This window comes from Pseudomonas sp. SDO5591_S426, from assembly GCF_054070755.1.
On record NZ_JBSVXD010000167.1, the window covers coordinates 1 to 12,516 of the forward strand.

Consider the following 12,516-nt stretch of genomic DNA (forward strand, 5'->3'; position numbering starts at 1 on the left):
CTTTTGATCTTGAAAAATCAACGTCAAAAGATCGCAGCCTTCGGCAGCTCCTACGCAGGGTGGGCAGCCCAAACGCACAGGCATATTCATATGCTCTTTCGATCTAGTTGGTGTCCTGATTAGAAGAGGTCGCTGTGCTAGGATTCCCCGCTCGAACACGGCCCGCTGGCCGTTCATAAGAAAGATTTCGTGAGTAGCCATGGTCGACAAACTGACGCATCTGAAACAGCTGGAGGCGGAAAGCATCCACATCATCCGCGAGGTGGCAGCCGAGTTCGACAACCCGGTGATGCTGTACTCGATCGGTAAAGACTCCGCCGTGATGCTGCACCTGGCTCGCAAGGCATTCTTCCCTGGCAAGCTGCCGTTTCCCGTGATGCACGTCGACACGCGCTGGAAATTCCAGGAGATGTACAGCTTCCGCGACAAGATGGTCGCCGAGCTGGGCCTCGACCTGATCACCCACGTCAACCCCGACGGCGTGGCGCAGAACATCAACCCGTTCACCCACGGCAGCGCCAAGCACACCGACATCATGAAGACCGAAGGCCTGAAACAGGCTCTCGATAAATATGGTTTCGATGCAGCCTTCGGTGGTGCCCGCCGCGATGAAGAGAAATCCCGTGCCAAAGAGCGCGTGTACTCGTTCCGCGACAGCAAGCACCGCTGGGACCCGAAAAACCAGCGCCCAGAGTTGTGGAACGTCTACAACGGCAAGGTCAACAAGGGCGAGTCGATCCGCGTATTCCCTTTGTCGAACTGGACCGAACTGGACATCTGGCAGTACATCTATCTGGAAGGCATCCCGATCGTTCCGTTGTACTTCGCTGCCGAGCGCGAAGTCATCGAGAAGAACGGCACGCTGATCATGATCGACGACGAGCGCATCCTCGAACACCTGAGCGATGAAGACAAAGCCCGCATCGTCAAAAAGAAAGTGCGTTTCCGTACCCTTGGCTGCTACCCGTTGACGGGCGCGGTGGAGTCCGAGGCCGAAAGCCTCACGGACATCATTCAGGAAATGCTCCTGACGCGAACTTCCGAGCGCCAGGGCCGTGTCATCGACCACGATGGCGCAGGCTCGATGGAAGATAAAAAACGTCAAGGTTATTTCTAAGGGGCTGTCATGTCGCATCAATCTGATTTGATCAGCGAGGACATCCTCGCCTACCTGGGCCAGCACGAACGTAAAGAACTGCTGCGCTTTTTGACCTGCGGTAACGTCGACGACGGCAAGAGCACCCTGATCGGGCGCCTGCTGCACGACTCCAAGATGATCTACGAAGATCACCTGGAAGCGATTACCCGCGACTCGAAAAAAGTCGGCACCACCGGCGAAGACATCGACCTGGCATTGCTGGTCGACGGCCTGCAGGCCGAGCGTGAGCAGGGCATCACCATCGATGTCGCGTACCGCTACTTCTCCACCGCCAAGCGCAAATTCATCATCGCCGACACCCCCGGCCATGAGCAGTACACCCGCAACATGGCCACCGGTGCGTCCACCTGTGACCTGGCGATCATCCTGGTCGACGCCCGTTACGGCGTGCAGACCCAGACCCGCCGCCACAGCTTCATCGCCTCGTTGCTGGGCATCAAGCACATCGTCGTCGCCATCAACAAGATGGACCTCAAGGACTTCGACCAGGGCGTGTTCGAGTCGATCAAGGCCGACTACCTGAAGTTCGCCGAAGGCTTGAAGCTGAAGCCAACCAGCATGCACTTCGTGCCGATGTCGGCGCTGAAGGGCGACAACGTGGTGAACAAGTCCGAGCGCTCGCCGTGGTACACCGGCCAGTCGCTGATGGAAATCCTCGAGACCGTGGAAGTGGCGGGCGACCGCAACTTCACCGATCTGCGTTTCCCGGTGCAGTACGTCAACCGTCCGAACCTTAACTTCCGTGGTTTCGCCGGCACTTTGGCCAGCGGCATCGTCAAGAAAGGCGACGAGGTTGTGGTGTTGCCGTCGGGCAAGAGCAGCCGTGTGAAATCCATCGTCACCTTCGAAGGTGAGCTGGAACACGCCGGTCCTGGTCAAGCAGTCACGCTGACCATGGAAGACGAGATCGACATCTCCCGTGGCGACCTGTTGGTGCATGCCGACAACGTGCCGCCGGTGACCGACAGCTTCGAAGCCATGCTGGTGTGGATGGCTGAAGAGCCAATGCTGCCGGGCAAGAAATACGACTTCAAACGCGCCACCAGTTACGTGCCGGGCTCCATCGCCAGCATCGTCAACAAGGTCGACGTCAACACCCTTGAAGAAGGCCCGGCCAGCGCGTTGCAACTGAACGAAATCGGCAAGGTCAAGATCGCGCTCGATGCGCCGATTGCCCTCGACGGTTACGACAGCAACCGCACCACCGGCGCCTTCATCATCATCGACCGTTTGACCAACGGCACCGTTGGCGCGGGCATGATCGTGGCCCAGCCGTTGGCGCATGGCACCAGCACCCATCACGGTAAACTGGCTCACGTTGCCACCGAAGAACGCGCCCAGCGCTTCGGTCAGCAACCGGCCACCGTGTTGTTCAGCGGCTTGTCGGGCGCTGGCAAAAGTACTCTGGCCTACGCCGTTGAACGCAAGCTGTTCGACCTGGGCCGTGCAGTGTTTGTACTCGATGGCCAGAACCTGCGTCATGACCTGAACAAAGGTCTGCCACAGGATCGCGCCGGGCGTACCGAGAACTGGCGTCGTGCGGCTCACGTTGCGCGTCAGTTCAACGAAGCCGGTCTGCTGACCCTCGCTGCATTCGTTGCGCCGAGTGCCGAAGGTCGTGAACAGGCACGAGAGCTGATTGGCAAGGAACGTCTGCTGACGGTCTACGTCCAGGCCTCGCCGACTGTGTGCGCCGAGCGTGACCCGCAAGGCCTGTACGCGGCAGCCGGGGACAACATCCCGGGCGAGTCCTTCCCGTACGACGTGCCGCTGGATGCCGATCTGGTTGTCGACACCCAGTCCGTGACGCTGGAAGAAGGCGTCAAGCAAGTGCTGGATCTGCTGCGCAAGCGTGGCGCGATCTAAGCGTTAGCCGGAAATGAAAAACCCGCAGACAAGTGATTGTCTGCGGGTTTTTTGTTGCCTCTGGATTGCTATCGCTGGCAAGCCAGCTCCCACAGGTTTCTCGGTCGTACACAATATTTGTGTTCACTGCACCTCACTGTGGGAGCTGGCTTGCCAGCGATGAGGCCATAACAGTCACCTCAATACTTGGCTGGATACTCGCGATGCATCTGCCCCAGCAACGCATCCTTGTCCTGCCACAACTGGTTGATCCAGCCCTGAAACTGCAGTCGGTACTCACCGTCCTGGTCGTAGTTCTTGCCAATGAACTGCGGCGGAATCTTCAGCTCTTCAAAGTGCACCACCACGTCCGCAATATTCCCGCACAGCAAGTCCCAGAATCCTGGACGCCCGGCAGGGTAGTGGATGGTCACGTTGACCAGGGACTCAAGCTGCTCGCCCATTGCATCGAGAACGAAAGCAATGCCGCCCGCCTTGGGCTTGAGCAGATACTTGAACGGTGATTGCTGTTGCTTGTGCTTGCCCTCAGTGAAGCGCGTGCCTTCGACGAAGTTGAAAATGCCCACCGGGTTGTTGCGAAACTTCGCGCAGGTCTTGCGGGTGGTTTCCAGGTCTTTGCCTTTCTTCTCCGGATGCTTCTCCAGATACGCCTTCGAATAGCGCTTCATGAACGGAAAGCCCAGCGCCCACCACGCCAGTCCAATCACCGGAACCCAGATCAGCTCCTGTTTGAGAAAGAACTTCAGCGGCTGGATGCGCCGGTTGAGCACGTATTGCAGCACCAGAATGTCGACCCAGCTCTGGTGGTTGCTGGTGATCAGGTACGAGTGCTGGTAGTCGAGCCCTTGCAGGCCGCTGATGTGCCAGCGTGTGCGGCGCACCAGGTTCATCCAGCCTTTGTTGATACTGATCCAGGCTTCGTGCGTATGGCTCATCAACCAGCCCGCAATGCGCTGGGTAAAGGCGAACGGCAGTACCTTGACGAGCGCGACGCAGAACAGAAACGAGCAGAGCAAAATCGTGTTCAGGGCCAACAGCAGCGAGGCAATCACGCCTCGTAGCGGTGCAGGTAGAAAATCCAGCATTTAAACATCCATAGGTCGGTTGGCTGCCTGGATCGCGGTCAACGCGATGGTGTAGACGATGTCGTCGACTTGCGCGCCGCGCGGCAGATCGTTCACCGGTTTGCGCAGGCCTTGCAGCATCGGCCCGAGGCTGACGCAGTCTGCGCTGCGCTGCACGGCTTTGTGGGTGGTGTTGCCAGTGTTGAGGTCGGGGAACACGAACACCGTGGCGCGACCGGCCACCTGACTGTTCGGCGCCAATTGCCGGGCCACGGCTTCGTTGGCGGCGGCGTCGTATTGCAGCGGGCCGTCGATCAGCAGTGAGTGCTGTTGTTCATGAGCGAGCAACGTCGCTTCGCGGACCTTCTCGACTTCTTCGCCACTGGCCGACTCACCGCTGGAGTAGCTGATCATCGCCACTCGCGGGGTTATGCCGAACGCCGCTGCCGAGTCGGCACTTTGCAGGGCGATTTCGGCCAGTTCACTGGCGCTCGGGTGTGGGTTCATCACGCAATCGCCGTAGACCAGCACTTCTTCTGGAAACAGCATGAAGAACACCGACGAAACCAAGGTGCAGCCCGGAGCGGTCTTGATCAGTTGCAGGGCCGGGCGAATGGTGTTGGCGGTGGAGTGAATCACGCCCGACACCAGTCCATCGACTTCATCCAGCGCCAGCATCATGGTGCCGATCACCACGGTGTCTTCCAGTTGCTGCTCGGCCATCGGCGCGTTGAGACTTTTGCTTTTGCGCAGCGAAACCATCGGCTCGACGTAGCGTTCGCGGATCAGGTCCGGATCCAGAATTTCCAGCCCCGGTGGCAACTCGATCCCTTGGGCGCGGGCAACGGCCTGCACGTCTTCGGGTTTGGCCAGCAACACACAACGGGCAATGCCTCGGGCCTGGCAGATTGCGGCCGCTTGAACGGTCAGTGGCTCGCTGCCTTCGGGCAGGACGATGCGCTTGTTGGCGTTCTGCGCGCGCTGGATCAGTTGATAGCGGAACACCGCTGGCGACAGGCGCATTTCCCGTGGCGTGCCGCAACGCTGGTGCAGCCACTTGGCATCGAGATGACTGGCGACGAAATCAGTGATGATCTCGGCACGTTCGCGGTCGTCGATCGGGATTTCCTTGTTCAGCCCGTTCAACTGGTTGGCGGTGTCGTAAGAACCGGTACTCACCGACAACACCGGCAAGCCTGCCTGCAACGCGCCCCGGCACAAATCCATGATGCGCGGGTCGGGCAGAGTGTCGCTGGTCAGCAGCAGGCCGGCCAGCGGTACGCCGTTCATGGCTGCCAGGCTGACGGCGAGGATGATGTCGTCGCGATCGCCGGGGGTCACCACCAGCACGCCGGGCTTGAGCAGCTCCACGGTGTTGCGCATGGTGCGCGCGCAGATGATGATTTTGGTCATGCGCCGGGTTTCATAATCGCCAGCGTTGAGCACCTGCGCGCCCATCAGATCGGCGACGTCGCGGGTGCGCGGGGCGTTCAGTTCCGGTTGGAACGGAATGCAACCCAACAGGCGGAAATCGCCGCTGCGCAACAGCGGTGAATGCTCCTTCAGGCGCGAGGCGAAGGCTTCCATGCTTTCGTCGGTCTTGACCTTGTTGAGGATTACGCCGAGGACCTTCGGGTCTTTCGGGCCGCCAAACAATTGCGCCTGCAACTCCACGCGACCGGAGAGCTCGGTCAGCACTTCGTTTTCCGGCGCCGAGACCAGAATCACCTCGGCATCGAGGCTCTTGGCCAGGTGCAGGTTGACCCGCGCGGCGTAACTGGCGCTGCGCGTCGGCACCATGCCTTCGACGATCAACACGTCCTTGCCGATGGCTGCCTGCTGATAAAGCGTGATGATTTCTTCGAGCAACTCGTCCAGCTGACCGTCGCCAAGCATGCGCTCGACATGGGCCAGGCCCAGCGGCTGCGGCGGTTTCAGGCCGTGGGTGCGGGCCACCAGTTCGGTGGAGCGCTCAGGCCCGGTGTCACCCGGATGCGGTTGGGCGATCGGTTTGAAAAAGCCGACCTTGAGGCCGGCGCGCTCAAGCGTACGCACCAGCCCGAGGCTGATGGAGGTCAGACCCACGCCAAAATCAGTGGGTGCGATAAAAAAAGTTTGCATGCGGATTCTCTAAAGGAGCATTGCAAAGGTGAACGCCTATAGCTGGCGATCTACCGAAATTCAGTCGCCAAGGTTATCGCTAACCGAGCCTTGTGCGCACCAACCGCAAGCAAAGGGCTGGCCTATTTTTTCAAGACGTTGCGCAGGGTCCATGACCCAGGCCCGCGATTGCCACGGTGGCAGGTGTCGCAGGTGTTGGGTGTGGCCGCAGGAAAGTTCGGCCACCCAGTGGCCGTCCTCGTCCTGATGGAAGCCTGTGATCGTCGCAACCCGTTTGTCCGGGTTGTGTTCGCTTTCGGACGATTGCTTCGCTAAACTTGGCCTTTCTATATTCTTATGCAAAAGGTCTCGCCCCATGCTGATCGCCGCCAATAAGGCTGTCTCCATCGACTATACCCTGACCAACGACGCTGGTGAGGTCATCGACAGCTCCGCCGGCGGCGCGCCGCTGGTCTACCTGCAAGGCGCAGGTAACATCATCCCGGGTCTGGAAAAGGCTCTGGAAGGCAAAGCAGTCGGCGACGAGCTGACCGTAGCCGTTGAACCTGAAGACGCTTACGGCGAATACGCTGCCGAACTGGTCAGCACCCTGAGCCGCAGCATGTTCGAAGGCGTCGACGAACTGGAAGTGGGCATGCAGTTCCACGCTTCCGCTCCGGACGGCCAGATGCAGATCGTGACCATCCGCGATCTGGACGGCGACGACGTCACCGTCGACGGCAACCACCCGTTGGCTGGTCAGCGCCTGAACTTCCAGGTCAAGATCATCAACATCCGTGATGCCAGCCAGGAAGAAATCGCTCATGGTCACGTCCATGGCGAAGGTGGCCATCACCACTGATTTTCTGCGCTAAGCTTTCGAGAACTGGAGAGGCGCCCCGAGGGCGCCTTTTTAGTCTGCGGCTGTCCCAGGTGACACCGCCAAGTGGCTGTTTCGAGAAGAACACGGGAATCTGGAGTACGTCATGAGTGCTTTTCACGACCTTAATTTGACAGCCCTGGATGGTCAGGCGCTACCTTTGGCGCCTTTCAAGGGGCACGTCGTGCTGGTGGTCAACGTTGCCTCCAAATGTGGCCTGACCCCACAGTACGCGGCGCTGGAAAACCTCTACCAGCAATACAAGGGCAAGGGTTTCAGTGTGCTTGGCCTGCCGTGCAACCAGTTTGCCGGGCAGGAACCGGGTTCCGAGCAAGAGATCCAGGAGTTTTGCAGCCTCAACTATGGCGTGACTTTTCCGTTGTCCAGCAAGCTGGAAGTCAACGGTCATGAGCGTCATCAGCTGTACAAGCTGCTGGCCGGCGAGGGCGCCGAATTCCCCGGCGACATTACCTGGAACTTCGAGAAGTTCCTGCTGGGTAAGGACGGGCGAGTGCTGGCGCGGTTTTCCCCGCGTACACCACCGGATGATCCGGCCGTGGTTCAGGCGATTGAAAAAGCCCTGAGCTGATACCTCCCCTGTAGGAGCGAGCTCGCTCGCGATGGTCGTTAACGATAACGCTGCCAGCCTGACACCCCGCGGCGTTCTCAGGTTCATCGCGAGCAAGCTCGCTCCTACAGTGCTCCCTCCTTCTGACCCTTAATCACGCTGATCAATAATGCTGTTCAAGGCGTTGGACTCTCCATATTATCGCCGTCATAAAGTCATTCTTCCGTGGAGCGTCCAAATGCCCGTCAAAGCCCTGTTCAAACCGTTCCACCTCGGCACCCTCGAACTGCCGACCCGTGTCGTCATGGCGCCGATGACCCGCTCGTTCTCGCCCGGTGGCGTACCGAATTCCAAAGTGATCGAGTACTACCGTCGTCGCGCTGCGGCTGGCGTTGGCCTGATCATCACCGAAGGCACCACCGTCGGTCACAAGGCTTCCAACGGCTACCCGAATGTTCCGCATTTCTACGGTGAAGCGGCATTGGCCGGCTGGAAGAAAGTCGTTGATGCAGTGCACGCCGAAGGCGGCAAGATCGTTCCGCAGCTATGGCATGTGGGCAGCGTGCGCCGCATCGGCACCGAGCCCGACGCCAGTGTGCCGGGTTACGGTCCGTCGGAAAAAATCAAGGACGGTCAGGTCGTAGTCCACGGCATGACCCAGCAAGACATTCAGGACGTGATCGCTGCGTTCGCCCAAGCCGCCAAGGATGCCCAGAGCATCGGTATGGACGGCGTGGAAATCCACGGTGCCCACGGCTACCTGATCGACCAGTTCTTCTGGGAAGGCAGCAACCAGCGTACCGATGAATACGGCGGCAGCCTGGCTAACCGCTCGCGTTTCGCCATCGAGCTGATTCAGGCGGTGCGTGCAGCGGTCGGTGAAGGTTTCCCGATTATCTTCCGTTTCTCGCAGTGGAAGCAGCAGGATTACACCGCGCGTCTGGTGCAAACTTCGGAAGCGTTGGGCGAGTTCCTCCAACCGTTGTCTGACGCTGGCGTGGATATTTTCCACTGCTCGACGCGCCGTTTCTGGGAGCCGGAGTTCGACGGTTCCGAGCTGAACCTGGCGGGCTGGACCCGCAAACTCACCGGCAAGCCGACCATCACCGTGGGCAGCGTCGGCCTGGATGGCGAGTTCCTGCAGTTCATGGTCAACACCGACAAGGTCGCGCAACCGGCCAGCCTGGAAAAACTGCTGGAGCGTTTGAACAACGATGAGTTCGACCTGGTCGCGGTCGGTCGCGCGCTGCTGGTAGACCCGGACTGGGCGCAGAAGGTGCGTGACGGTCGTGAGGAAGACATCCTGCCGTTCAGTCGTGAGGCATTGATGACGCTGGTTTAAGCGGCGTTCGTGCCGGCCTCATCGCGGGCAAGCCTTGCTCCTACAGATCCACGTCGTGTCGATGTATTGTGATCGACATTAATCCTGTAGGAGCAAGGCTTGCCCGCGATGCTTTTCAAGGCAACAACGCTGCATCAGGTACGGCCAATCCCTGCACACAAGCCCCCCGCAACTGCCCCTCGAACTGCTCGATTATCGCCGCCCAACCCTGCCGACTGGCATGCTGGCGCGCATTGAGCCGCACACAGCGCAAGGTTTCGCGCTCTTCCAGCAACCACGCCGCCGCATCGCAGAACGCCTCTTCGTCCCCCGGCATCGCCAACACCCCGTTGTAGCCATGGCGGATATGCTGCGCCGCCGCAGCCTGATCGTAAGCCACCACGCCCAACCCTGAGGCCAGCGCCTCCAGCACCACATTGCCGAAGGTTTCAGTCAGGCTGGGAAACAGAAACACATCCCCCGACGCATAGTGACTGGCCAAGGCTTCGCCGCGTTGGGCGCCGCAGAAGATCGCTTCGGGCATTTCGCTTTCCATCAGCAGGCGTTGCGGGCCATCGCCCACCACGATCAGCTTCAGATTGCGTTGTGGATAAGTCGCCTTGAGGGTGTTGAAGCAGCGCTTGAGCAAGCCCAGGTTTTTCTCCTGCGCCAAACGTCCTACATGGATGACGGCAATATCGTTCTCGCCCAGTCCCCATTGCTCGCGCAGCGCATTCAAGCGTTTGGCCGGGTGAAACAACTGGCTGTCGACGCCGCGAGACAGCAAAGCCAGGCGTTCGAAATGCCGGCGTTCCAGTTCCATGCGCTGGCTGACACTCGGCACCAGCGTGAGGTTCGAACGATTGTGGAACCAGCGCAGATAGTGGGTCAGCAGCCGCGTCAGCAAACCGAGGCCGTACTGGCTGGAATACTGCTGGAAATTGGTGTGAAAGCCGCTGACCACCGAAATGCCCAAACGCCGCGCCGCACGCAATGCCGATAAACCCAGTGGCCCTTCGGTGGCGATATACAGCACGTCCGGGCGCTGACGCTTCCAGCGTCGCAGCAATTTGTGCATCGACGACTGTCCCCATTGCAGACCGGGGTAACCCGGCAGCGGCCAGCCTCGGCACAGCAACAACTCATCGTCACTGCCTGCGGATTGATCGCAGCCCTGGCGCGGTCGCACCAATTCCACCTGATGCCCGCGCGCGCGCAAACCGTCGCACAAGCGACCAAGGGTATTGGCCACGCCGTTGATTTCGGGAGGAAAGGTTTCGGTGATCAGGGTGATATGCAGAGCTGTCGTCATGACCTCAGTGTCGGCTGAGGCCATGTCGACGTTGTGACGGGCAGATGATGGATTTGTTACCGACTCAGCGCTGCACCACCAGGTTTTCGGCACCACGTTCACGCACCCAGAACAGGGTCGCTCCGGCCACGGCCGCCGGCATCATCAGGATGTTGACCACCGGAATCAGCAGCACCAGATACACGCTGCCGCCAAAACCCATGCTCTGCCAGCGCTTCTGCCGCAGCCAGGCGAGCATCTCGTTCCAGCCCAGTTTGTGGTTGTCCGCCGGGTAGTCGATGTACTGGATCGCCATCATCCATACCCCGAACAGCAGCCACAGTGGCGCGGCGATGATGTTCACTACCGGGATGAACGACAGGATGAACAAGCCGATTGCCCGGGGCAGGAAGTAGCCGAGCTTGCGCATTTCCCGGGCCAGGGTGCGCGGGATCATCGCGACCAGTTCGCCCCAGCTGAAGGCCGGGAAGTCGTCGGTGCCGCGCACCACCACTTCGACTTTCTCAGCGAGGAAGCCATTGAACGGCGCGGCAATGATGTTGGCGAGCATGGTGAAGGTGAAGAACACCATGAATATCACCAGCACCACGAACAGCGGCCACAGGATATAGCTGAGAAAACTCAGCCACTCGGGCAGGGACGGCATCAGCGTATCGACCCACAGGCTGAACTGATGGCCGGCCAGATAGATCAATCCGACGAACAGCACCAGGTTGATCGCCAGTGGCAACAATACGAACAAACGCAGGCTTGGGCTGAGGACCAGTTTGAGGCCTTCGCGCAGGTATTGCGGGCCGGACAGAACGGGGGCGGGCATAACGTGCTCCGAGCAGAGGGTAAACGCGCCGACCTTACCGGCTTTGCCTGACCGGCGAAAGCGCGGCAGCGGTATCGACATTCACTGTAACAAAGGCGTCCTGAAAATCACGCTGACGGGATAGAGACCACCTATGAGCTGGATTGTTAAACCGTATTTCCTTAATCTTCGCCCCCTCGATACGCTGCACCCAATCTTTTTACAGGACGGTCGTGTTCAAGCCTTCCCCAAGTGCTTTCAACCGTTCTTTTTTATTCCCGCCGGTGATCCGGCGTTCCGCGCCAGGTGTTCCGGGCCGGTCAACAGGAGCAGGTCATGTCTGAAGTCCGTCATTCGCGAGTGATTATTCTCGGTTCCGGCCCTGCCGGTTACAGCGCTGCGGTATACGCCGCCCGTGCCAACCTCAAGCCACTGCTGATCACCGGCATGCAGGCCGGCGGTCAACTGACCACCACCACAGAAGTCGACAACTGGCCGGGCGACGTCCACGGCCTGACCGGCCCGGCGCTGATGGAGCGGATGCGCGAGCACGCCGAGCGTTTTGAAACCGAGATCGTTTTCGATCACATCAATGCCGTGGACTTCGCTGCCAAGCCGTACACCCTGATCGGGGACAGCGCGACCTACACCTGCGACGCCTTGATCATCGCCACCGGTGCCAGCGCTCGTTACCTGGGCTTGCCGTCGGAAGAAGCGTTCATGGGCAAAGGCGTTTCGGCCTGCGCAACGTGCGACGGTTTCTTCTATCGCAACAAGCCAGTGGCTGTGGTCGGTGGCGGCAACACCGCGGTTGAAGAAGCCCTGTACCTGGCCAACATCGCCAGCACCGTAACGCTGATCCACCGTCGCGAAACGTTCCGCGCCGAGAAGATCCTGATCGACAAGCTCAACGCTCGCGTGGCCGAAGGCAAGATCATCCTGAAGCTGAACGCGACCCTGGACGAAGTCCTGGGCGACAACATGGGCGTGACCGGTGCCCGCTTGAAGAACAACGACGGCAGCTTCGACGAAGTGAAAGTCGACGGCGTGTTCATCGCCATCGGCCACACTCCGAACACTTCGCTGTTCGAAGGCCAGTTGACCCTGAAAGACGGCTACCTGGTTGTGCACGGCGGCCGTGACGGCAACGCCACCGCCACCAACCTCGAAGGCATCTTCGCTGCCGGCGACGTGGCTGACCACGTGTACCGTCAAGCCATCACCTCGGCTGGCGCCGGTTGCATGGCGGCACTGGATGCCGAGCGTTACCTCGACAATCTGCAGAACGCTTGATTCTGTTTTCGTCGAAATGAAAAAACCGGCTTCGGCCGGTTTTTTTGTGCCTATGAAAATATGATCTCCATCGTGTAGGAGCTGCCGAAGTCTTCGGTCCTGTTGTTTTGCTCGTGAAGATCAAGACCAAAAGGTCGCATCCTTCGGCAGCTCCTAC

Annotated in this window: 11 protein-coding genes; 6 read left to right on the forward strand and 5 right to left on the reverse strand. The window is 59.7% G+C overall.

Features of this window, described 5'->3' with window-relative positions:
• Window positions 1-199 precede the first annotated feature (199 nt).
• Entirely contained in the window at window positions 200-1,117 is a 918-nt protein-coding gene (cysD, locus tag ACW9JC_RS24005) for a sulfate adenylyltransferase subunit CysD (protein WP_338584745.1), read from the forward strand.
• Window positions 1,118-1,126: 9 nt separating this feature from the next.
• Window positions 1,127-3,025 (forward strand): sulfate adenylyltransferase subunit CysN, encoded by a 1,899-nt coding sequence (cysN, locus tag ACW9JC_RS24010; protein WP_416127837.1) that lies wholly within the window; start codon window positions 1,127-1,129, stop codon window positions 3,023-3,025.
• Window positions 3,026-3,204: 179 nt separating this feature from the next.
• Here the strand turns inward: cysN and ACW9JC_RS24015 are convergent, their stop codons facing one another.
• Genes ACW9JC_RS24015 through ACW9JC_RS24025 form a run of 3 tightly spaced genes read right to left on the reverse strand, consistent with a single transcriptional unit; the run spans window position 3,205 to window position 6,597 of the window.
• Window positions 3,205-4,110: an acyltransferase gene (locus ACW9JC_RS24015; protein WP_457458047.1), complete on the reverse strand. Its 906-nt coding sequence runs from the start codon at window positions 4,108-4,110 to the stop codon at window positions 3,205-3,207.
• Window positions 4,111-6,210 (reverse strand): phosphate acetyltransferase, encoded by a 2,100-nt coding sequence (gene pta / locus ACW9JC_RS24020; protein WP_416127835.1) that lies wholly within the window; start codon window positions 6,208-6,210, stop codon window positions 4,111-4,113.
• Between the two features lie 60 nt (window positions 6,211-6,270).
• Window positions 6,271-6,597: a DUF3565 domain-containing protein gene (locus ACW9JC_RS24025; protein WP_457458049.1), complete on the reverse strand. Its 327-nt coding sequence runs from the start codon at window positions 6,595-6,597 to the stop codon at window positions 6,271-6,273.
• Between ACW9JC_RS24025 and ACW9JC_RS24030 the strand changes: the two genes are divergently transcribed.
• From ACW9JC_RS24030 to ACW9JC_RS24040, 3 genes are all read left to right on the forward strand, one after another.
• Window positions 6,566-7,051, forward strand: a complete 486-nt coding sequence (locus ACW9JC_RS24030; RefSeq protein ID WP_008054392.1) for an FKBP-type peptidyl-prolyl cis-trans isomerase — start codon at window positions 6,566-6,568, stop codon at window positions 7,049-7,051. The two genes, ACW9JC_RS24025 and ACW9JC_RS24030, sit on opposite strands and share 32 nt — an antisense overlap.
• A 124-nt stretch (window positions 7,052-7,175) precedes the next feature.
• Window positions 7,176-7,658, forward strand: coding sequence for a glutathione peroxidase (locus tag ACW9JC_RS24035; protein WP_338584753.1), 483 nt, complete (start codon window positions 7,176-7,178; stop codon window positions 7,656-7,658).
• 217 nt (window positions 7,659-7,875) lie between these two features.
• Complete coding sequence (locus ACW9JC_RS24040) at window positions 7,876-8,979, forward strand: NADH:flavin oxidoreductase (RefSeq protein ID WP_457458051.1); 1,104 nt, start codon at window positions 7,876-7,878, stop codon at window positions 8,977-8,979.
• Between the two features lie 115 nt (window positions 8,980-9,094).
• Here ACW9JC_RS24040 and ACW9JC_RS24045 read toward each other — a convergent pair whose 3' ends face one another.
• Window positions 9,095-10,294 carry a glycosyltransferase family 4 protein gene (locus ACW9JC_RS24045; RefSeq protein WP_457458053.1) on the reverse strand — a complete coding sequence of 400 codons (1,200 nt, stop codon included), beginning with the start codon at window positions 10,292-10,294 and terminating at the stop codon, window positions 9,095-9,097.
• Window positions 10,295-10,334: 40 nt separating this feature from the next.
• A complete protein-coding gene (cysZ, locus tag ACW9JC_RS24050; protein WP_338584756.1) occupies window positions 10,335-11,087 on the reverse strand; it encodes a sulfate transporter CysZ in 753 nt (250 codons plus the stop codon).
• A 315-nt stretch (window positions 11,088-11,402) separates the two neighbouring features.
• Here cysZ and trxB point away from each other — a divergent pair, with 315 nt between their 5' ends.
• The gene (gene trxB, locus ACW9JC_RS24055; protein WP_416127829.1) at window positions 11,403-12,359 is read left to right on the forward strand and encodes a thioredoxin-disulfide reductase; all 957 of its coding nucleotides are present in this window, start codon (window positions 11,403-11,405) and stop codon (window positions 12,357-12,359) included.
• The last annotated feature ends 157 nt before the right edge of the window (window positions 12,360-12,516 follow it).

What these genes read in the sequence shown, in the direction of transcription:
- cysD (WP_338584745.1), top strand. Translation starts at nt 200, where the DNA reads ATGGTCGACAAACTGACGCATCTGAAACAGCTGGAGGCGGAAAGCATC.
- cysN (WP_416127837.1), top strand. Translation starts at nt 1,127, where the DNA reads ATGTCGCATCAATCTGATTTGATCAGCGAGGACATCCTCGCCTACCTG.
- ACW9JC_RS24015 (WP_457458047.1), bottom strand. Translation starts at nt 4,110, where the DNA reads ATGCTGGATTTTCTACCTGCACCGCTACGAGGCGTGATTGCCTCGCTG.
- pta (WP_416127835.1), bottom strand. Translation starts at nt 6,210, where the DNA reads ATGCAAACTTTTTTTATCGCACCCACTGATTTTGGCGTGGGTCTGACC.
- ACW9JC_RS24030 (WP_008054392.1), top strand. Translation starts at nt 6,566, where the DNA reads ATGCTGATCGCCGCCAATAAGGCTGTCTCCATCGACTATACCCTGACC.
- ACW9JC_RS24025 (WP_457458049.1), bottom strand. Translation starts at nt 6,597, where the DNA reads ATGGAGACAGCCTTATTGGCGGCGATCAGCATGGGGCGAGACCTTTTG.
- ACW9JC_RS24035 (WP_338584753.1), top strand. Translation starts at nt 7,176, where the DNA reads ATGAGTGCTTTTCACGACCTTAATTTGACAGCCCTGGATGGTCAGGCG.
- ACW9JC_RS24040 (WP_457458051.1), top strand. Translation starts at nt 7,876, where the DNA reads ATGCCCGTCAAAGCCCTGTTCAAACCGTTCCACCTCGGCACCCTCGAA.
- ACW9JC_RS24045 (WP_457458053.1), bottom strand. Translation starts at nt 10,294, where the DNA reads ATGGCCTCAGCCGACACTGAGGTCATGACGACAGCTCTGCATATCACC.
- cysZ (WP_338584756.1), bottom strand. Translation starts at nt 11,087, where the DNA reads ATGCCCGCCCCCGTTCTGTCCGGCCCGCAATACCTGCGCGAAGGCCTC.
- trxB (WP_416127829.1), top strand. Translation starts at nt 11,403, where the DNA reads ATGTCTGAAGTCCGTCATTCGCGAGTGATTATTCTCGGTTCCGGCCCT.